General features: G+C 38.4%; 19 protein-coding genes. 5 read left to right on the top strand and 14 right to left on the bottom strand.

Annotated elements, in window-relative coordinates; genetic code table 11:
* Window positions 1-48: 48 nt before the first annotated feature.
* A complete protein-coding gene (locus QNH17_RS06675; protein ID WP_283877970.1) occupies window positions 49-285 on the top strand; it encodes an IDEAL domain-containing protein in 237 nt (78 codons plus the stop codon).
* Between the two features lie 100 nt (window positions 286-385).
* On the opposite strand, the gene QNH17_RS06670 is transcribed toward QNH17_RS06675, so the two are convergent.
* The 10 genes from QNH17_RS06670 to hemE form a co-directional block, all read right to left on the bottom strand.
* Window positions 386-1,657 (bottom strand): M48 family metallopeptidase, encoded by a 1,272-nt coding sequence (locus tag QNH17_RS06670; protein WP_283877969.1) that lies wholly within the window; start codon window positions 1,655-1,657, stop codon window positions 386-388.
* A gap of 338 nt (window positions 1,658-1,995) precedes the next feature.
* Window positions 1,996-2,304, bottom strand: coding sequence for an AzlD domain-containing protein (locus QNH17_RS06665; RefSeq protein ID WP_283877968.1), 309 nt, complete (start codon window positions 2,302-2,304; stop codon window positions 1,996-1,998).
* Window positions 2,294-3,022, bottom strand: coding sequence for an AzlC family ABC transporter permease (locus QNH17_RS06660; RefSeq protein WP_283877967.1), 729 nt, complete (start codon window positions 3,020-3,022; stop codon window positions 2,294-2,296). The genes QNH17_RS06665 and QNH17_RS06660 overlap by 11 nt, the downstream gene beginning before the upstream one ends.
* Window positions 3,023-3,124: 102 nt before the next feature.
* A complete protein-coding gene (locus QNH17_RS06655) occupies window positions 3,125-3,901 on the bottom strand; it encodes an enoyl-CoA hydratase-related protein (RefSeq protein WP_283877965.1) in 777 nt (258 codons plus the stop codon).
* Window positions 3,902-3,954: 53 nt separating this feature from the next.
* Entirely contained in the window at window positions 3,955-5,517 is a 1,563-nt protein-coding gene (locus QNH17_RS06650; RefSeq protein ID WP_283877964.1) for a fatty acid--CoA ligase family protein, read from the bottom strand.
* A 153-nt stretch (window positions 5,518-5,670) separates the two neighbouring features.
* A complete protein-coding gene (gene lplA, locus QNH17_RS06645) occupies window positions 5,671-6,660 on the bottom strand; it encodes a lipoate--protein ligase (protein WP_283877963.1) in 990 nt (329 codons plus the stop codon).
* A gap of 16 nt (window positions 6,661-6,676) precedes the next feature.
* Complete coding sequence (locus QNH17_RS06640) at window positions 6,677-7,411, bottom strand: MBL fold metallo-hydrolase (RefSeq protein WP_283877962.1); 735 nt, start codon at window positions 7,409-7,411, stop codon at window positions 6,677-6,679.
* A 171-nt stretch (window positions 7,412-7,582) separates the two neighbouring features.
* Window positions 7,583-9,007: a protoporphyrinogen oxidase gene (gene hemY / locus QNH17_RS06635; protein WP_283877961.1), complete on the bottom strand. Its 1,425-nt coding sequence runs from the start codon at window positions 9,005-9,007 to the stop codon at window positions 7,583-7,585.
* Window positions 9,008-9,041: 34 nt separating this feature from the next.
* Complete coding sequence (hemH, locus tag QNH17_RS06630) at window positions 9,042-9,977, bottom strand: ferrochelatase (protein ID WP_283877960.1); 936 nt, start codon at window positions 9,975-9,977, stop codon at window positions 9,042-9,044.
* A 160-nt stretch (window positions 9,978-10,137) separates the two neighbouring features.
* Window positions 10,138-11,184: a uroporphyrinogen decarboxylase gene (gene hemE, locus QNH17_RS06625; protein WP_283877959.1), complete on the bottom strand. Its 1,047-nt coding sequence runs from the start codon at window positions 11,182-11,184 to the stop codon at window positions 10,138-10,140.
* A 301-nt stretch (window positions 11,185-11,485) separates the two neighbouring features.
* Between hemE and QNH17_RS06620 the strand changes: the two genes are divergently transcribed.
* The gene (locus QNH17_RS06620) at window positions 11,486-12,889 is read left to right on the top strand and encodes a hypothetical protein (RefSeq protein ID WP_283877958.1); all 1,404 of its coding nucleotides are present in this window, start codon (window positions 11,486-11,488) and stop codon (window positions 12,887-12,889) included.
* A 38-nt stretch (window positions 12,890-12,927) separates the two neighbouring features.
* On the opposite strand, the gene QNH17_RS06615 is transcribed toward QNH17_RS06620, so the two are convergent.
* A complete protein-coding gene (locus QNH17_RS06615) occupies window positions 12,928-13,563 on the bottom strand; it encodes a phosphatase PAP2 family protein (protein WP_283877957.1) in 636 nt (211 codons plus the stop codon).
* A gap of 147 nt (window positions 13,564-13,710) precedes the next feature.
* Between QNH17_RS06615 and QNH17_RS06610 the strand changes: the two genes are divergently transcribed.
* Window positions 13,711-14,892 carry a M20 family metallopeptidase gene (locus QNH17_RS06610; RefSeq protein WP_283877956.1) on the top strand — a complete coding sequence of 394 codons (1,182 nt, stop codon included), beginning with the start codon at window positions 13,711-13,713 and terminating at the stop codon, window positions 14,890-14,892.
* Window positions 14,893-15,233: 341 nt separating this feature from the next.
* Here the strand turns inward: QNH17_RS06610 and QNH17_RS06605 are convergent, their stop codons facing one another.
* The 3 genes from QNH17_RS06605 to QNH17_RS06595 form a co-directional block, all read right to left on the bottom strand.
* Entirely contained in the window at window positions 15,234-15,959 is a 726-nt protein-coding gene (locus QNH17_RS06605; protein WP_283877955.1) for an EcsC family protein, read from the bottom strand.
* A gap of 95 nt (window positions 15,960-16,054) precedes the next feature.
* Window positions 16,055-17,266, bottom strand: coding sequence for an ABC transporter permease (locus tag QNH17_RS06600; RefSeq protein ID WP_283877954.1), 1,212 nt, complete (start codon window positions 17,264-17,266; stop codon window positions 16,055-16,057).
* Complete coding sequence (locus QNH17_RS06595) at window positions 17,259-17,999, bottom strand: ABC transporter ATP-binding protein (protein ID WP_283877953.1); 741 nt, start codon at window positions 17,997-17,999, stop codon at window positions 17,259-17,261. Before QNH17_RS06595 ends, QNH17_RS06600 begins: the two co-directional genes overlap by 8 nt.
* Window positions 18,000-18,591: 592 nt before the next feature.
* On the opposite strand from QNH17_RS06595, the gene QNH17_RS06590 reads away from it, so the two are divergent.
* The gene (locus QNH17_RS06590) at window positions 18,592-19,011 is read left to right on the top strand and encodes an HIT family protein (RefSeq protein ID WP_283877952.1); all 420 of its coding nucleotides are present in this window, start codon (window positions 18,592-18,594) and stop codon (window positions 19,009-19,011) included.
* Between the two features lie 147 nt (window positions 19,012-19,158).
* Window positions 19,159-19,686, top strand: coding sequence for a tryptophan transporter (locus QNH17_RS06585; protein ID WP_098572175.1), 528 nt, complete (start codon window positions 19,159-19,161; stop codon window positions 19,684-19,686).
* The last annotated feature ends 27 nt before the right edge of the window (window positions 19,687-19,713 follow it).

Raw genomic sequence — 19,713 nt, 5'->3', positions numbered from 1 at the left:
TCTTCAAAAAAATCCATATAATTTTAAAAAGTATCAGAGGTGATTTTCATGAATGAAAAATCATACACGGAATTAATGAAACTTGGTGCCATGAAACGCACTCGCTTGAAAGAGAACTTTGTCCAGGATTTATACATCGAAATGCTGCTGTCCGAAATTCAGCTAACAGTCGAAAGAGAAAAATTACTGCAAAAAATCGATGCCGCCATTGATTCTCGAGACAAAAAGTCATTTCTCCAGTTATCCGGTAAACTTAAGGAAATCAACAAAAAGTTTGGAACGTAATTACTTTTAACTGCCGTCATGACTGACGGCTTTTTTATTTTCCACCCAAAAAAAAGGCTGCAGACGTCTAACGATGTCTGTGCCCATTTTAGGTTTGTGCCTATTTATTTCTATGCTTCAATTCGTACTCTTCAAGCGCCGATATCCGGTCAAGCATGGAAGGATGGGTATACCTGAAGATTTTTACTAATAACGGCGGATTTACTTGACTTAAACCGGAACGAGTTAATTCCTGAAAAGATGTAATTGCTGCTTCTGGATTTTTTGTCATTTCAATCGCATATTTGTCAGCCCGAGTTTCCTGATAACGAGAAGTAAAATTGGTAAATGGACTGGCAGCAAACAGAAGCATCGAAAGAATCATAAAAAATAATGGCAGTGAACGGATATCTCTTACATCGGAGATTTTCAATTCGTTACCCCATCGTCTAGTTGCCCAATTCATAATCCTATAGGTCAAATACAAACCGAGCAGTGATATTAGCAAGTAGCCAGCTATTCCAAAATAAATATGTTTTTCAACATAATGGCACATTTCATGAGCCATTATAAATAAGATTTGATTATCCGATAGTTTATTTAAGGTAGTATCCCACAGGACAATCCGAGCATTAGAACCAATCCCCGTAACATAGGCATTTAAAGCATTCGTTTCTTCTGACTTATTCACTTCAAATACATGAGTAGCTGGAATTTGAGCCTTTTCGGCCAAGGTCAAGATTTTTGTTTCCAATGCTTTATTTTTTAAAGGATAAAAGTCATTATAAAGCGGGTCAATCACAACTGGCTGGAGAAACATCATAAATAATGTAAATGGAATGGATAAAAGCCACCCATACAGCCACCAGCGTTTCTGACTTTTCTTCATCAACCAGTATAATACCGGGACAATGATCAGCCACGTCCCATAATTAATCCAAAAATCTATTAACTCATCTTTCATCCAAGAAGCAAACGACTGGGTCGAAATATGATACGTTTTTGATAATTTAAAACTAATATAGCTTAATGGAAATGTCGCCAAATAAGCGAAAACAGATAACCAAAGCAGATAAATGGCTGTTTGGAGCAGTTTATACCTAGAGGAGTTTTCAGCCCAATTCTTAATTGCTTTAGATAAGCCGAATAATAATATTAAGAAGTAAATAAGCCATTCTAAGGGAGTAGATAAGAAAAATAATAAATTTCTTATTTTAGAGTACTCCTCACTCAGCATAAGTTCCCTGCCATTCAAAAAGGTGGCCGGGTCAGCCTTCGATCCTTCATATTCGAAAGGAAGGCTTGAGTCAGCAAAATAAAATAAATACCAATAAAAAAACAATCCATATAGAATGTAGCCCACAACCGCATAGACTCCCATTTTTCTCGCCATGATTTGTCCCCCTTCTTGTACAAACTCTCTATACTTAGTTTAGTTAAAAAAGGACAAATTAGAACAATTAAAATGCAAGTGCCTCCGTGCTTGAGCCTAGACAAGAACAAAAAGCTTAAGCGCCCGTTTTGCGGCGTATGGACTGGAGCGCTCCAACCGAGATAAAGGAAAACACGAAGAGCGGAGCGCATTCGTGCTTGACTTATCGTAGGGCGGAGAGCGAAGTACACTAGCCGCTGGGCGCTGGAGCTGGATTCAGAGAGCCATTTGAATTTATCCACAATAGATTATTTTATAATTTCCTATACAATAAAAAAAGCCGGTATTTAAATACCGACTTACATAAGATACGAATAAATGGATAGGACAGCGATAGAACCAAGCACTACTAAAATAACATTAGCTCCTAAAAAAGCAGCAATAAAAGCAGCGGCAGCCCCTAATACCCCATACCAGATATCATCCTTTTGGATAAAAATTATTGCAGGGAAAATTAGTGCCCCCAGTGTGGCATACGGAACATTTTTTAATACTCCTTGAATAAAGGGAGGCAGTTCTTTTCCTTTGAATAAAACAAAAGGCATCATACGTGGAATATATGTAACCAAACCCATTCCAAGAATCATCCAAACGATTTCAGTTTTCATGTCTTACACTCCGATTTCTTTTAATTACTTCAACTGATTCGATAATGATGGCTGATAAAAGGGTGGCGCTAACAATGGCCCAGCCTTGAGCCATAAGGTTTCCAATGGTAAAAATCGAATTAAATATCGCACCTAGTACTGCCAGAAATACTACCTTTATGCTCTTTTTCATAGATGGGACTAGAAGTCCAATAAACATGGCATATAGCGCGACCCCCATGCTTTCCTGTAGGGTTTGAGGCAGGTTAGCTCCAATCAAATGACCCAGTCCAGAAAAAACTACCCAACTAGAATATGATACCGAGATAACACCGAATAAAAAACCGGTTGCCGCCGGTCCTTCTTTTGTAGCAACCACTGAAAATGTTTCATCGGTTATCCCAAATGAATAAATCAACTTATTAAGAAGATGGTCCTCTTCTACCTTTTCATTCAGGGATGTACTCATTAGGAAATGACGAATATTTACGATAAACGTTGTTAAAATAATTTCAAATATTCCTGTACCATAGGCGATCAGGCTCAGTGATATGTATTGGGATGCACCAGCAAATACAATTAAGCTCATTAACACCGTTTCATATAGAGATAGTCCCGAAGTCTTAGCGAGAAGACCAAAGGTCAGCGCAATTGGAAAATAGCCAATTCCGATACTTATCCCGGCTTGAATCCCTTTTTTAAATTCCGACGATTCTTTACTAAATGCTAGATCCGCCAACTCTATTCCCCCCTTGTTGCACTTACCCATTTAAAATTAAATAATAGCAAATTTTCAGTAAAAATAGAATAAAAAAACATGGCGCCAAGGCACCATGTTTCTTTATTTCCCTTTAAAGGCAGGCTTTCTTTTTTCAGCGAAGGCCTGCAATGCTTCGATTCGGTCTTCTGTTGGGAGTGTTACCTCGTATGCCTTACGTTCAATTTGTAATCCTGTGTTTAGGTCCGTATTCATCCCATTCTTTATGGCAAACTTAGCCTGTTGCACGGCAATTGGGCCATTTGCCAGTAATTGCGAACAAAAAGCTAAACATTCTGTCATTAATTCCTTCCGCTCCACAACTTTTGTTATCAGTCCATAGATAAAAGCCTCATCTGCGGACAAGCGCCGTGCAGTTAAAATGAGTTCTAATGCCTTAGCCTGACCAATCAAGCGCGGTAAACGTTGTGTCCCCCCTGCACCAGGAATGATGGCAAGACTCGTTTCCGTTAACCCCATTAGTGCTTCTTTAGCTGCAAAGCGGAAATCACAAGCCAAAGCTAACTCCATTCCCCCACCAAACGCAAACCCATTTATCGCGGCAATAGTCGGTTGAGGCAGACTATCAATCGCTGTAAAAACTTCATTAATTTTATAAAGATTTCGCTTCACTTGTTCATCCGTTAATGTTTTTCGTTCCTTTAAGTCAGCCCCCACACTAAATGCCCTTTCACCGGCACCAATAAAAAGAACTGCCCGAACTTCTGGATTTATTCGAATTTCTTCGACCTTTTTCTGTAAGACCAGTAAGGTTTCATAATTAAACGCATTTAGAGAATCGGCCCGATTAATTGTGACAACTGCCACATGATTTTTAAATTCCAGCAAAATTGACTCCACCATGCTCCCCCTTAAAAAGACAGGTTAACACAACCTGCCCTCCGAAATAAATACTAGTTACTGACAGTTTGGGCTACTTGTGTCTTTAGTGCCCGTCTTAAGATTTTCCCGGTTGTATTCTTTGGAAGTTCTTCAATGAATTCAATAGAAGATGGAATTTTATATTTGGCTAAACGCTCCTTACAATAATCAAGTAATTGTTCAGTTGTTAGCTCAGGATTCTTGCTGACCACAAAAGCTTTTACAGCCTCCCCAAGATTCGGGTCTGGAACGCCGAGAACAGCCACCTCGACAATATCTGAATGGGTATAAATAGCCTCTTCCACTTCACGCGGATAGACATTATAGCCGCCCACTAGGATGAGATCCTTTTTCCGATCGACAATATAAAAATACCCATCTTCATCCATTCTGGCCAGATCACCAGTATGAAGCCAGCCATTTCTAATAATTGCTGCTGTTTCTTCAGGCATTTTATAGTACCCCTTCATGACATTAGGACCTCTTACAACCAATTCTCCTACTTCACCAATAGCGACTTCTTCACCAAGCTCATTCAGGATTTTATTTTCAACACGGAGGATGGATGTACCGATCGATCCTGGCTTACGCGGGCGGTCAAGCGGATTAAAGCAGGTAACAGGAGAAGCCTCAGACAACCCATAGCCTTCAGAAATGACAACACTAAATTTTTGTTCAAAATTCTTTAAGAGGGCTACAGGTAAGGAAGCCCCTCCTGAAATACATAGGCGTAAAGATTTTAAGTCTTCAGGATTTCCATCTGGATATTGAAGAAGGAAATTATACATGGTTGGGACACCCGCAAAGACCGTAGCTTTATTTTCTTTAATTAGTTCAAAAATTTCTTTTGGACTAAATTTTGAGGCTATTAATAGCGTTGCGCCACTTAATAATGGTGCATTTAAGGCAACAGTCAAACAGAAAACATGGAACATAGGAAGAACCGTTACTACTTTATCTTCGGAATTCATTTTCAAATACTCACTAACATCTTTAGCATTACTATATAAATTTTTATGGGTTAACATCGCACCCTTTGGTTGGCCTGTAGTACCGGAAGTATAAAGAATGACAGCCGTATCATCGTCTTGGAGCTCAGGTCCTTTAAAGGTTAAGTCTCCAGCAGCAATCACCTTTGAAAACGATTTCATTTTCGAAGAGCATGATAGGTTCTCAATCTTCGATTCTACATTGCTAGTTGGTGTGGTTTCACAAATAATATAGTGCTCTATTTTGGAAAGGGAGGTGTGTATTTTTTCAACTAATGGGATCGCCAGGTCAAGCCCGATAACTGCTTTAACGTCACCATTATTTAATATGTAGCCAATCTCATCAGCAGTATATATGGGATTCACGGGAATAACAGTTGCCCCCAAACGTAATGCCCCATATAAGCTTATTACAAAGTGCGGCGAGTTCCCCAACAATAATGCAATATGATCTCCTGGTTTTACCCCTAATTTTTCTAAACCTGATGCAAATTGAGTAATTGCACCATCTAATTCAGCATAAGTACATGATTGGTTCATAAAATAATAGGCTGGTTTAGCAGCAAAGTTCTTCGCTGATTCTTCAAACTTTGATAAAAGATTCATATTTCTCCCCCTTAGTTGAATGAACGTTCATTCACAAAATAGTAGCAATTTTCTAAACATATTATATTAAAAGAAAAGAACCTATTCAAGTATAATACTTGGAAATTCAAATAAAAAAATGGCACAGCATTTGAAAACGCTGTGCCCCGCCTCTTAATATAATAAATTAAAAAAATCTTCCTTTGAAATATTTCCAAAGTAATGGGTTGTGTCAATGTCTGCAAGTGCCTTTTCGATTTCATTTTTTTCATAACGTGTCCCCGTTAACTTCTCCTCTATTTCACTTACATCACCTACACCAAAAAAGTCGCCATAAATTTTACAATTTTCAATGACGCCCTTATTAACCTCTAACCGAACATCAATACTGCCTACAGGAAAGCGGTGAGAATGTTGTAAATTAAATTTAGGCGATCTTCCATAGTTCCAGTCCCAGTTTTGGTAGCGTTCTTTTGAAAGTTGGTGAATTTTTTCCCAATCCTCCTTCGTGAGAATATATTCTGGAATTTCTTCTTGCCCCTCAAAAATATTCTTTAACAGTAAGGATCTGAATTCACCAATTTCCATCCTTTCAGTAAGAAACTCAGAAATATTAGCAACCCGGCTGCGGACAGATTTAATTCCTTTAGACTCAATTTTATCTTTTTTCACTTTTAACGCCGAGACGACATTTTCTATTTCTGAATTCAGCATTAACGTCCCATGGCTAAACATTCTACCCTTGGTTGAAAATTGGGCATTTCCAGAAATCTTTCTGCCTCCAACCTCAATGTCATTTCTGCCGCTTAATTCCGCGTTTATCCCTAATTTTTTTAATGCAGTCACAACAGGTTCAGTAAATTTACGGAAATTATGAAAACTTTCTCCGTCATCCTTAGTGATAAAACTAAAGTTTAAATTACCAAGATCATGATAGACCGCACCGCCGCCGGACAGCCTGCGAACAACTTTAATGCCGTTACCTTCCACATACTCTGTATTAATTTCTTCAATTGTATTTTGGTTCTTCCCAATAATGATCGATGGTTCATTTATGTAAAATAATAAATACGTTTCATTAATATCAAGATTTTTCAGAGCGTACTCCTCAATTGCCAAATTTATCTGTGGATCAGTGACTCCTTTATTATCAATAAATAACATAGTTGATGGCCCCTTCTTATATTGAAATAGATTGAAATTCTTTTGCAAGCCTAATAATACCAGTAAACTCACTTGATGCTTCAGTAATTAACTGAGGTAATGATCCATAGTGAGGCAAATGAGTTAGAATTAATTGCTTCACTTTTGCTTTATGTGCAAACCTTCCAGCGTCAATACTGTTCATGTGCCCAGCTGATTTTCCATTTTGATGTCCATAAAAGTTACATTCACAAAGCAGTAAATCAGCATTTCGACTGAACTCAATAAACTCCTCTTTATACGAACTATCACCAGTATAGACAATTGCTTTTCCAGCTGCTTCTATTCTCATCGCATAGCACGGGGCCGGGTGATCTGTTCTCAGAAAAGAAACATGAAATGGACCGATGGTGAGAACCTCACTAGGGTTATAGGCAACTCCTTTTGTTATATCTTTATAGGTTAATTTGCTAAATTCATATTGATCCAAATCATGACTATATAGAGGCAATGTTCGGGTCTTCTTTCCTAAAAAGCCTTGGATTAATCTTGCATGCTGTAAGACGCCAATATCTGCAATATGGTCAGGATGGTAATGCGAAAGGATTACCGCATCTAGTTCCTCAGGCTTGGTAACATTTTGTAACTTAGAAAGTACCCCGCTTCCACAATCAATTAATAATTGAAAGCCATCATGTTCAAGCAGATAACCAGAACTTGCTTCATTTTGCTTAGGATATCCACCCCAATAACCAATAATCGTAAGTTTCAAAATAACGCCTCCACTTCATAGTGTTAGTTCCTACAATGCTAAAAAACCATATCACTTTATTATAAAAAAAAAACAGCCGAAAATAAATGTCACCATTTGATATAACAGCCTTAAAGCCTTGAACCGAATGCAAGCAGAAAAAAGAAGCTGCCAGCAATGTACAGCTTCGGTTTAGGAATTTTCTTTTTTTAAATAATTTAATACATTTTGGACGGCTGCCTCACCTTGATCAATGCAATCTGGGAGTCCAACACCGCCATAAGAAGCCCCTGCTAAAAATACCCCAGGCAGTTCAGCATTCATATGGTCTAAGATGTCCGTTAAACGCTGTTTATGTCCAACGGTATATTGAGGCATTGAATTTTGCCAACGTGAAATAATTGAAAAATCAGGATTCATTGTGATATCCATGGTCTTTTTCAAATCATCCAAGACAATCTTGATAATTCGATCATCAGAGAGGTCGACGATGGTTTCTTCTCCTGCTCGTCCAACATAACAACGTAAAAGTACTTTACCTTTTGGTGTTGAATGTGCCCACTTTTTGTGTGTCCAAGTACATGCAGTAATTGAATAATCACTGTTTCTAGAAACGACGAACCCAGTTCCCTCAATATCATTTTTCACAGCTTCTTCAGGAAAAGCTAAAGCCACGGTGGCTACTGATGTCGAAGGGACTTCTTTAAATGGATCAAAAAAGCGATAATCCCCAAACATCGACTGTGTTATCTTATGAGGAGTCGCTGCTATAATGCTATCTGCCACTAAAGTTTCTCCATTATTGAGATATACATCATATTTATTGCCGTTCTTAGTAATTTTATCAACTCGATGACCTTTTAAGATGGTTTTGGGATCTATTTTTGCTTCTATGGCTTCAGCGAACGATTGTAATCCTGTTTTAAAAGTTAAGAAGGCACCTTTTGCTTTTTCCTTATTAACAGGAGTTTTCGGTTGGGAAGGAGTGGATTTTTTCATACCAATGATCAGGCTTCTGTATTTCTGTTCTACTTCATAAAACTGAGGGAAAGTAGACATGAGACTTAATTGATCAATATCCCCCGCATAAATTCCAGACAATAACGGTTCAATTAAGTTTTCAACAACTTCATCTCCAAGTCTTCTCCTGAAGAATTCACCTAAGGATTGGTCTTTTCCACTTTCCGACCTTGGTAGAATGAAATCCGCTGCTGCTCTTAATTTACCGGGAATGGAAAAAAGACCAGTTGTGAGAAAAGGTCCAACTTCGGTTGGGATTCCCATAATCGAACCACCGGGCATAGAGTGAAGTTTCTCATTAACTAAAACGTATGATTTACCTGTGGAATTATGGACTAATTGATCATCCATCCCTACTTCCTTTGCAAGCCTGCTTATACTCAATTTCCGGGCTAAAAACGAATCCGGCCCTCTCTCAATTGTAAAGCCATCCCTGATAACGGTTTGCATTTTGCCGCCGAGACGATGGGATGCTTCGATAAGTTTTAACTCAAAAGGGAGATTCTCTTCCTGAATCGCTTTTTGAAGATAGAATGCTGAGGTAAGCCCAGCAATCCCTCCCCCAATGATAATGATTTTTTGTTTTTCTTCCGTCACGGTGGTCACCTTCCTTCAACACACATTTTGAAGCCTATTCTGCAGTCAATTTAAGGATGACGGTCGATAATGCATCAATAAATTCTTCCTTAGCATTAGGCATTTCTGGGCGATAATAACTTGCACCTAATTCTTCCGTCACTTTTCTACATTCAAAATCATTATCATACAGCACTTCAAGGTGTTCACATACAAACCCTACTGGTGCATATACAAACGCTTTATAATGATGGTCATTGTATAAATCCCTAGTTAAATCCTGAACATCTGGACCAAGCCATGGTTCTGGCGTTTGCCCAGCACTTTGCCACCCTACCACATAATTTTTTATTCCTGCCTGTTTTGCAATGAGGTCTGCAGTTTCTTGAAGTTGGCTTGGGTAAGGATCGCCGAACTGGAGAATCTTTTCAGGCAGACTATGTGCGGAAACAATCAGAACAGAATGATCCCTCTCAACTTGAGACATTCCTGTAAATACTTCCTTTACCTTGTCAACCCAATAATCAATAAACTTTGGTTCCTGATACCAACTGTCTATGGCTCTAATTTTTAGCTTACCACCTAATTTTTTTGCTTCATCTATTGCTCTTCCATTATAGGATTTTATGCTGAAAGTTGAATAATGAGGAGCAAGAACGATACTAATAGCTTCTTCGATTCCGTCATCATGCATTTGTTTCACTGCATCTTCAATAAAGGGGGTAATGTGTTTTAAACCAAGATACATTTTGAATTCTATGTCCTGTTGAACACTATTTAAATGTTCCTCGAGCTTTTCTGCTTGCAGAAGGGTAATCTTAGCTAAAGGGGAAATCCCTCCAATGGCCTCATACCGGCTTCGAAGTTCTTCGATCATTTCTGGAGTGGGCTTCCGGCCATGTCGAATGTGGGTATAGTATCCCTCTAAATCATCTAATGTATATGGGGTTCCATAAGCCATTACCAGCAACCCCATTTTCTTTTTTGTCATGTTCGCACCTCGTTTATTAAATCTGTTCCCTTTACCCATTAAAAATGTTTGGGCTAGGTCATTAAATGCTCCGAAGCCCTTAATGACCCATTTTAAAGCACCCATCTTATTGTGCCAAAAAATTGGACTCCTTACCAATTTTAAAACTTATGATGGGAATTTAACGACTTAATTGGGAGGCTGAATACTCATGGACAAATGAGGTTAATTTCTTTAAGGTTTCTGGATTTACAGAAGGGAATACACCGTGACCTAAATTAAAGATATAGCCATCCCGTGCCATTCCCTGGTCTAAAATAGCTTTTGCTCTTTCTTCAATTACTTCCCATGGGGCTAACAAAATAGCAGGATCAAGGTTACCTTGTACTGTTTTATCAATACCCATTTCTCTTGCTTTGTGAATTGGTAAACGCCAATCTAACCCAACCACATTAAGCGGAAGGTCATTCCATTCTAATGCAAGATGACTCGCACCCACACCGAACATAATTAACGGAACATTTTCCTCTTTTAATGAAGTAAAGATACGGTTCATGATAGGCTTAATGAAGTAACGATAATCCTCCACATTTAACGCTCCCACCCATGAATCAAAAATCTGGATTGCCCTTGCACCGGCTTTGATTTGCGACTTTACGTATGTAATAATCATATCGCCAAGTTTGTCCATTAATGCAAACCAGGCCTTTGGATCCGTGTACATAAAAGCTTTAGTCTTATTATAATTTTTAGAAGGACCGCCTTCGATCATATAACTTGCAAGTGTAAAAGGTGCACCCGAAAAACCTATTAATGGCACAGATAACTGCTCCTGAGTTAATAATTTAATGGTGTCTAACACGTAAGGAACATCTTCTTCTGGATTAATTTCACCTAGTTTTTCCACATCTGCTAAAGAACGAATGGGATTGTCTATTACGGGCCCAATTCCTCCCTTTATTTCTACTTCCATGCCAATCGCAGGAAGAGGAGTCATGATATCTTTATATAAAATCGCTGCATCAACGTTATATTGCTCAACAGGCAAGCGCGTTACATACGCACATAACTCAGGCTGGTGGGTGATTTCAAAAAGAGAGTACTTTTCTTTAATTGCTCTATACTCTGGCTGTGATCTTCCTGCTTGACGCATATACCATACAGGTACATGATCTGTTTTCTCGCCCCTTGCTGCTTTTAAAAATGTTTCATTAATCGGTCTTGTCATTACTATAGTCCACCTTTCAAAGACGTGTCTGTTGTCCATTTTAATATATATATCATGAATTTAAAACTTACTGATTCTTTCTAAACTGTATTTACTATAACTATTTATCCTATTTGTGTATAGCTAACGATATTAACTGTCAAAAAAAAGTCGTTTTTACGTTAAAAAAATTGTTAAATTCGGCAGGTTGCTTACAATATTTTTTCACTTTTTCCTCTCACCACTTGGGGCAATTTTCATATTCTGTATTACATCCAACAGGGCTATAGCCCCCTGGGTGATTGAAAGGAGGGAAAATGATATGATTGTCGAGCTTACTGCACTTCATTGGATCTATGTGACGTTTATTGTCCTTATTATTGGATTTATGGTCATGAGAAGGGACACGTCGATTGTATGTATTGTCGGTATTTTCCTAATTGCTATTACAGCAACAGGCTCGTTAAGTCATTCAATTAGCAGTATTTTCAACAGTTTTAGTTATGCTATTACAGAATTATTATCTACTATTCTTGTTATTTCCATTATTGTTGCAATGAGCAACACATTAACCGTAACAGGAATAAATGATGTAATGATATCACCTTTTCGAAAGCTGATACGTAATCCAACTCTAGCGTATTGGACCATTGGGATTCTAATGATGATAATCTCTTGGTTTTTCTGGCCATCCCCTGCTGTTGCATTATTAGGTGCGGTTCTTCTCCCTGTTGCGATTCGTGCCGGACTTCCTGCTCTTGGCGTTGCCATGGCAATGAACTTGTTTGGTCATGGAATCGCTTTATCCGGTGACTTCGTCATTCAAGCTGCTCCCAAGCTAACCTCCGATGCAGCTGGTATTCCCATACAAGATGTCATTAATGCCAGTATTCCGTTAGTGTTTATCATGGGGCTAGTTACAACCGTTGCTGCCTTCTACTTCTTGAGAAGAGATATGAAGCGCGGTGTACTCACTACTACAAGCTCTGTCAGTGAGAATCATCCAGCTGAAGGAACCACCACCGATCAACCTGCGCTTTTATCAATTGGGCAAAAACGTTTCTTTGCTTTTTTAGTACCGCTTTTATTTGCAGCGGACGTTGCCGCTATGTCAGTCCTTGATTTAGCTGGTGGAGATGCAACCGCTTTAATCGGTGGTACCTCAATATTAATTCTCCTTTTAATTACTTTAACTAGCCATAAAAATAAGGGCTTAGAGAAAACAACCCAGTATCTAATTGAAGGATTCCAATTTGGTTTTAAAGTGTTCGGACCTGTTATCCCAATTGCTGCATTCTTCTATTTGGGTGATGCCGGATTTGGGAAAATTATTGGCGACTTTTTACCTAAAGCATCGCAAGGAATTGTTAATGACTTAGGTGTGTCCCTTGCAAGTATTGTACCGTTAAGTAAAGAAGTTGGGGCAATTACCCTGACTACAGTTGGGGCCATCACTGGATTAGATGGTTCAGGCTTTTCAGGAATTTCTCTTGCAGGGTCGGTAGCAAGCCTCTTTGCAGTTGCCATCGGCAAAGGTGCAGCCACATTGACAGCCCTTGGGCAAATTGCTGCCATCTGGATAGGCGGAGGTACACTCGTACCTTGGGCGTTAATCCCAGCAGCCGCCATCTGTAATGTCGACCCCTTTGAACTAGCAAGACGAAACCTTCTGCCAGTTGTGATTGGTCTTGTTGTTACAACGATTGTTGCAATGTTCCTCATTTAATCTAAGCAAAGAGGCTGATCTCTGACCAGCCTCTTTGCTTAGTTTATTCGTTTCTTAAAATAATTGTATAATAGAATCCAAATAACTACCCAGAGATAACCAAATGCATAGCCGCCCAGTACGTCCGTAGGATAATGAACTTGTAAAATAATTCGGCTTGCACCAATCAATAAAAGTAAGATGGCAGTAATGACGGCAATAATTATTTTCCCCGCTCTAGATTTTACATCTTCCATGATAAGATAGGCAATCATAAAATAAACAATTAATCCCACCATGGCATGGCCGCTCGGGAAGCTATAACTTTTCACATCAACAAGATGCTCAAGGTCTGGCCTAGGGCGCTCAAAAAGATCTTTTATTAATTTACTTACTTCATTTCCGATGGCAACCGATAAAGCCAAGACAGCGGCACCAACATAGTTCCTCTTTCTTAATAAAAGCCAGGCAAGCGCAAGTAAAGCTACAACCCCAATCCCTTTTTTATCTCCCATTTCTGTTATTTGAATAAAAAATGGAATGACTGACTCAGGTACATGTGAAAATAGCCCTGCAACCTTTTCATCTATCCAAAAGTGGCTGCTCATTGCGACCTTTATAGATATAAACACTGCGCATAAAACAGCAAAAATAATAAATAGATAGGAAAAACTTCTTTTGTTCTTTCGTTCCATCCTCCAAACCCTTTCTTCTTTCTCATCTAATAAAAATTCTAGTAAAAGTATAATTAAAAAGAATATAAAAATCTACTTTATAATATAAAAGTGTTAAAATAGTTTGAAAATACTTTCTTCATTTCTGAAATGTTTGGGGGATTAGAGATGTTAAACAAACTGTTTACTGCACTTGAAAGTTCCTATGACGAAATGGTTGCTATTCGCCGTTATTTGCATCAGCATCCGGAATTATCTTTTCAAGAATATAATACGGCAAAGTACATTCAATCATTTTATGAAAAACTCCAAATTGAAGTCAAGGGTAATGTTGGCGGAAATGGTGTTGTTGCGAAGATTCATGGAAAAAAACCAGGTAAAACCGTGGCATTACGGGCAGATTTTGATGCTCTTCCTATTCAGGACGAGAAGGATGTGCCCTATAAATCATTAGTTCCAGGGGTAATGCACGCTTGTGGCCATGATGGACATACAGCGACACTCCTAGTCCTCGCAAAAACACTAAATGACTTTAAAGAGGAATTAGAGGGCACTTATGTTTTTATCCATCAACATGCAGAGGAGTACGCCCCAGGTGGTGCAATTTCAATGATTGAAGATGGCTGCTTAGAGGGTGTTGATGTGATTTTTGGGACTCATTTATGGGCAAGTGAACCTACCGGAACTATACAATATCGAACCGGGCCGATCATGGCGGCAGCAGACCGATTTGAAATTGATATTCAAGGTAAAGGCGGGCACGGTGCGCAGCCACATAAAACCCAGGACGCCATCGTTATAGCATCCCAGCTTGTTTTAAATCTACAGCAGATTGTCAGTCGAAGGGTGAATCCGATTGATTCTGCTGTTGTCACTGTCGGCTCTTTCACTGCTCAAAATGCTTTTAACATTATCGCGGACAAAGCCCAACTTATTGGCACTGTTCGTACCTTCAATGATGACGTCCGCCAATTTATAGAAGATGAAATGGACAGAATTATTTCAGGCACGTGTGCTATGACTGGAAGTTCTTATCATTTTAGTTATGAGCGTGGCTATCCAGCAGTAGTCAATCATGCAAATGAAACAGCATTTTTGGCAGCCTGTGCAGAGCAAGTAGCTGAAGTAATAAACATTGAAGAAACTGAGCCGCAAATGGGCGGCGAAGATTTCGCTTATTATTTGCAATATGTGCCTGGTACGTTCTTCTTTACCGGTGCAAAACCTACAAGTTCCGAGATTGGCTACCCACATCACCATCCTAAATTCGATATTGATGAAAAAGCAATGTTAATTGCAGCTAAAACATTAGGTGTCGCAGCAGTTAACGTCCATAGAAATGAAGAATAAAGCGTAAGCGCCCGTTTAGCGGCGTATGGACTGGAGCGCTCCAACCGAGATAAAGGAAAGCAGAAAAGCGGAAGCGCCTTGCCCAGGGGCGACAGGCATAAGACGAGCCGGCGAGAAGGTTGCTCTTTAACCTTCTTGACGGATTGGCTTATGACCCCGAGCCCCTAGGCGCTGTAGCTAGACATCACGAAGAGCGATAGCGCATTCGTGCTTGACTTATCGTAGGGTGGAGAGCGAAGTACACTAGCCGCTGGGCGCTGGAGCTGGATTCAGAGAACTATTTCAATTTATCCACAATTAATTATTTTATAATTTTCAATACAATAAGAAATCCCCTGGCCTCAAATTGGGTCAGGGGATTTTTGCAGCAATCTTAATCGATAGGCGTTCATGGCTGTTTCTCCTAGATGCTTGAGGAGGTTGTTATTGGCATATGCACCAACAAACGCACCAATCCCCGGTACAAGCTGGAGCATTTTTGCAAGGTCGATATAGTCCCGGTACTCTTGCTGGAATTTACGCCAATCCATTTCCACGAGGGTCTCTTTGCGTTTTTCCCAATTTTCAATTTCAGCTAATGTATTCTTACGAATATCTTCACTCGAAAACGCTAGTTGAAAAACATGAAGGATAAATAGTCTCTCGGCATACTCCTTTGTATTAAAACCATAGATGGAAGCAGCATCAAATAGAAATTTCATCTTAATCGAAAGGAGAAGAGGAAAGTCAGCCAGTCCAAGCAATATTCCACCTGCCCCTGTCCCTGCGCCTTCAATCATCGCTGTCTTCTGAAAAGCAGCAATCTTTTTAACGGCCAATTCATCTCTTTCTGCTAGACTTAACCCTCGCGCCTGGTCCTTATTCGTGGTCATTTGTGATCCAAATAAAGTGGCCTTGACCATGGCTTTGATACTTTCTGTCATTACCTCATGAACTTTATCAGGTATTAATTCATTAATTTTTCCTTGCGCTTTTTTCGATATTCGGTTCATCATCCCCGAACGTCTAGTTAATTTTCGCTTCCACTCTTCGATCTCATCATACACCTTTAACTCATACTCGTTCATATGCCACCCCCACTATAATTTTATGCATATATACGAATTTTCCGCCCAATAGTTTCAGAAAAAATCCCCTTTCATGCAAAAGGGGATTGTGGAGATTACGCTTTTATTCGATTTTTCGCGTAAAAATAAACAAAAATAAAGGTAAATGCAAGGCCAGCAAATAAATTCAAACCGGAAATCATTAACTCGCCTTTTACTAAAATAAGCAAAGTAAAGATACTCGTTTGGATAGTTAAGATGGTCATTAATAATTGGGAAAAGGCTGCTGTTTTAAATCTTCTTTCCACTGGATATAAATCCACCCATAGTTTGTTTTGATGATGGTTCCAAAGCGGCAGCAGTTGAAAGCCTGTTAAATATAAGAATAAAATTCCGAGTAAAATTTGGCCCATACCAAAAGAAATAAAATAAATCGCGAGAGCGCCAATGATAGTTAAACGTACAAAGAGTCCCAGATAATCGGATGAACGTAAGAAGGCTCTTGAAAACAAATAAAGATATGTATTTTCTCGTGAGAATGAAATTCTGTTAAGGAATAAATCCAGCCATTTTCTTCTTTTTACAGTATCCCTTAACTTAGGCACATCGGTAAACATGTTAGCAAGTCGGTAAAATGAAGCCATTCTTTTCTCTTCTTGATTAATTAGTCTATCCCATTTAAGCCCCATGTTTTTAGTCTGAACATAAAAAGTACGATAATATAGTGCACAAACCACCACAATGGCTAACAACATAAACAGGCTCGCCTGCTTAAATAACAAAAAAGTAAAAGTAGCATTAATAAAATAGCGTACAGTCAGGTCCCACCTATGGACTGTTGACTGGACAAAATAATCTATCCGCCAGCTTGCTGCTAAGTTCCATGCTTTTATAAAGAGGAGAATCACAAAAAAAGGTAAAAATGATCGAAACCCATGATTACTAATATGTGCATACATTGGCATTAGGACAGCTAAAACCATGAGCAGTAGGTATCCCTGAAAAACAAGGCTGGCAATCCCAGAACGAAGGAAATACCCTTTTAATTTATCCTCAAGGGGTAGGATAAATACCTGATCTGCTTCAAGTAGAAAATTGTACACTGGGCTGTAAGTAAGCAAAAATCCAATAACAACTGCAATCACTATTTCAACTGGAAAGCCAGCAGGCAGATTTTCAATCCACTGTTGGTAATAAAATGAAGCTGTCCCAATTAAGAACAATAAGACAACAACAAGATGTCCATTAAAAATATAGCGCAAATACCTTCCTAAATCCTTAACACGACCGCTTGCTCGTTCCTTCCAAAGCTTTTTATCATCAAACATAGTTTTCTTCCTTTGTTAATTGAATATACAAATCATCTAAAGAAGCAGCAGGCATTGAGAACTGCTCCCTCAACTCTTCTAATGTCCCTTTTGCCCGAATTTGCCCCTCATGCAAGATCACAAATCGATCACAATATTTTTCAGCTGTCGCAAGTATATGAGTAGACATTAAGATGCCTGCTCCGTTATCTTTCATCTTTTTCATTAAATCAAGCAAGGATTGAATCCCTAGTGGATCCAGTCCAACAAAAGGTTCATCCACTATGTATAAGGATGGCTGAATTAAAAAGGCACACATAATCATTACTTTTTGTTTCATACCTTTAGAAAAATGGGCAGGAAACCACTTTAAACGCTTTTCCATTCGAAATTCTCTCAGTAATGGATTAACACGCTCTTTATAGGTGGTTTCATCAAGGCCATAAGCCATCGCTGAAAGTCTTAAGTGCTCCTCAAGAGTCAATTCTTCATATAAAACCGGGGTTTCTGGAACAAACGTAAACAATTTTCGATAGGCTTCTTTATTTTCAGTAAAGGTTTGTCCTTTTATTTTAACTGCACCTTTGTGCGGTTCCATTAATCCAATAATATGTTTTATGGTTGTACTTTTGCCTGCCCCATTTAAACCAATCAAACCGACCAGTTCTTTTTCATTTACTTCAAAAGAAATATCTTTTAAAACAGGGTTTCTGGTATAGCCGCCAACAAGATTTTCAATCGTTAATAAAGACATTTGCAACGTCCTTCCTAAGCAGGATTATCTTTTTATTTTAACAAATTGTTGTTGATAAAAATAGTTTTCAAATTTTTATCACTTTTTTTGTATATTACTTTTCAGATTGGTTATCATAATATTCGAAGGGGAAACAACTTACTTCAATGAAGTGATTCATTAAAACTTGAGATGAGGTGTCTGTCAAAGACAATTAACATTTCAAATAAGTGAGCTTCCAATTCGTTTCAGATAAGGGGATGGTTGTTTTGTACAGCGTGCATTTTAACCATTTTGAGTTCTAGTAACACCAAGTAATTGTTTATCTTAAAAAAATAAACATTAAATGAGGTGTTTACCGCAGATCGCTACCTGTTTTTATAAGTTGGGAAAACATATAAAAACACCATAGGGGATGGTCAGCTTGAACAATAATGTTTCTTTATAAAAACACTCTATAAAAAATGAGGTGTTTATCAAAGAACACTCCTAATGAACGTACCTTTTGAAGCAATTCCCCTTCGAGAGGGCAGGATTCCATGCGGATCCTGCCTTTTTCTTTTTTTCGTTTGTATGGTAAAATAATACAAACAATATTGAAGGGACAGTGTATATGAGCGATTGTATTTTTTGTAAAATTGTTAATGGTGAAATTCCTTCTGCCAAGGTTTTCGAGAATGAACATGTTTTAGCTTTTTTAGATATTACCCAAGTAACAAAGGGACATACGTTGGTTATTCCAAAAGTACATAAGGAAAACGTATTTGAATTAACTCCAGAAATCGCAAGGAATATTTTTGAAGTAGTTCCTACCATTGCTAATGCTTTAAAAAGAGAATTTAATCCCATTGGATTAAATACTGTAAATAATAATGGCGAACATGCGGGGCAATCTGTCTTTCATTATCATATGCATTTAATTCCGCGTTATGGAAAAGGAGATGGGTTTGGGGCCGTATGGAAAAGTAATCAAAATGAGTATTCTTTTGAATTATTACAGGAAATGGCTGAAAATATAAATAAACAAGTATAAATTTATACGGAATTTTCAATTATCTGAAAATTATATCTTTTTTATTATTAAATTATTATGTTATAATGAAAACAGGTTTTTCGCTGCAGGCAATGAGTGCACTGCAGGAGAATCAAATAGATTAGTATAGCAGAGGAGAGAAGAGAAATGAATACGAAGAACATTGTAGTTTTAGCACTATTAGCTGGGATTGGGGTAGTTTTGCATACGGTAATGCCTAGTTTTCTTGGAATTAAACCTGACATGATGCTTGCAATGATGTTTTTGGGAATCATCCTAATTCCTGAGTTAAAGAGTGTGATGCTTTTGGCCATTGTAACTGGAGTATTGTCAGCATTAACCACCGGTTTTCCTGGCGGACAAATTCCAAATATCATTGATAAACCCATCACTGCTTTAGTTTTTCTTGGGTTATTTTTAGCTTTAAAAAAATACCGAAATTCGATTGTTAGTGTTGGCGTTTTAACTGCCATTGGAACCCTTGTTTCAGGAACAATCTTTTTAACAGCAGCATTCTTTTTAGTTGGTTTACCTGCATCATTCACTGCACTATTTGCTGCAGGAGTTCTGCCGGCTATCGCACTAAATACCGTTATTATGATTATTTTGTATCCTGTAGCCCTATCCATAGTGAAACGAACTAAATTAACAACACCTTCCGTCATTCAAAAATAAACGACGGGACTTAATTAAGAAAAGAAC

Source organism: Neobacillus sp. SuZ13, assembly GCF_030123365.1.
Classification (GTDB): domain Bacteria; phylum Bacillota; class Bacilli; order Bacillales; family Cytobacillaceae; genus Neobacillus.
This window is presented reverse-complemented; position numbering and strand designations above follow the sequence as displayed.

Excerpts from the sequence above, each read along its gene's own strand:
- QNH17_RS06675 (WP_283877970.1), top strand. The coding sequence starts at position 49 with ATGAATGAAAAATCATACACGGAATTAATGAAACTTGGTGCCATGAAA.
- QNH17_RS06670 (WP_283877969.1), bottom strand. The coding sequence starts at position 1,657 with ATGGCGAGAAAAATGGGAGTCTATGCGGTTGTGGGCTACATTCTATAT.
- QNH17_RS06665 (WP_283877968.1), bottom strand. The coding sequence starts at position 2,304 with ATGAAAACTGAAATCGTTTGGATGATTCTTGGAATGGGTTTGGTTACA.
- QNH17_RS06650 (WP_283877964.1), bottom strand. The coding sequence starts at position 5,517 with ATGAATCTTTTATCAAAGTTTGAAGAATCAGCGAAGAACTTTGCTGCT.
- lplA (WP_283877963.1), bottom strand. The coding sequence starts at position 6,660 with ATGTTATTTATTGATAATAAAGGAGTCACTGATCCACAGATAAATTTG.
- hemH (WP_283877960.1), bottom strand. The coding sequence starts at position 9,977 with ATGACAAAAAAGAAAATGGGGTTGCTGGTAATGGCTTATGGAACCCCA.
- hemE (WP_283877959.1), bottom strand. The coding sequence starts at position 11,184 with ATGACAAGACCGATTAATGAAACATTTTTAAAAGCAGCAAGGGGCGAG.
- QNH17_RS06620 (WP_283877958.1), top strand. The coding sequence starts at position 11,486 with ATGATTGTCGAGCTTACTGCACTTCATTGGATCTATGTGACGTTTATT.
- QNH17_RS06615 (WP_283877957.1), bottom strand. The coding sequence starts at position 13,563 with ATGGAACGAAAGAACAAAAGAAGTTTTTCCTATCTATTTATTATTTTT.
- QNH17_RS06610 (WP_283877956.1), top strand. The coding sequence starts at position 13,711 with ATGTTAAACAAACTGTTTACTGCACTTGAAAGTTCCTATGACGAAATG.
- QNH17_RS06605 (WP_283877955.1), bottom strand. The coding sequence starts at position 15,959 with ATGAACGAGTATGAGTTAAAGGTGTATGATGAGATCGAAGAGTGGAAG.
- QNH17_RS06600 (WP_283877954.1), bottom strand. The coding sequence starts at position 17,266 with ATGTTTGATGATAAAAAGCTTTGGAAGGAACGAGCAAGCGGTCGTGTT.
- QNH17_RS06595 (WP_283877953.1), bottom strand. The coding sequence starts at position 17,999 with ATGTCTTTATTAACGATTGAAAATCTTGTTGGCGGCTATACCAGAAAC.
- QNH17_RS06590 (WP_283877952.1), top strand. The coding sequence starts at position 18,592 with ATGAGCGATTGTATTTTTTGTAAAATTGTTAATGGTGAAATTCCTTCT.
- QNH17_RS06585 (WP_098572175.1), top strand. The coding sequence starts at position 19,159 with ATGAATACGAAGAACATTGTAGTTTTAGCACTATTAGCTGGGATTGGG.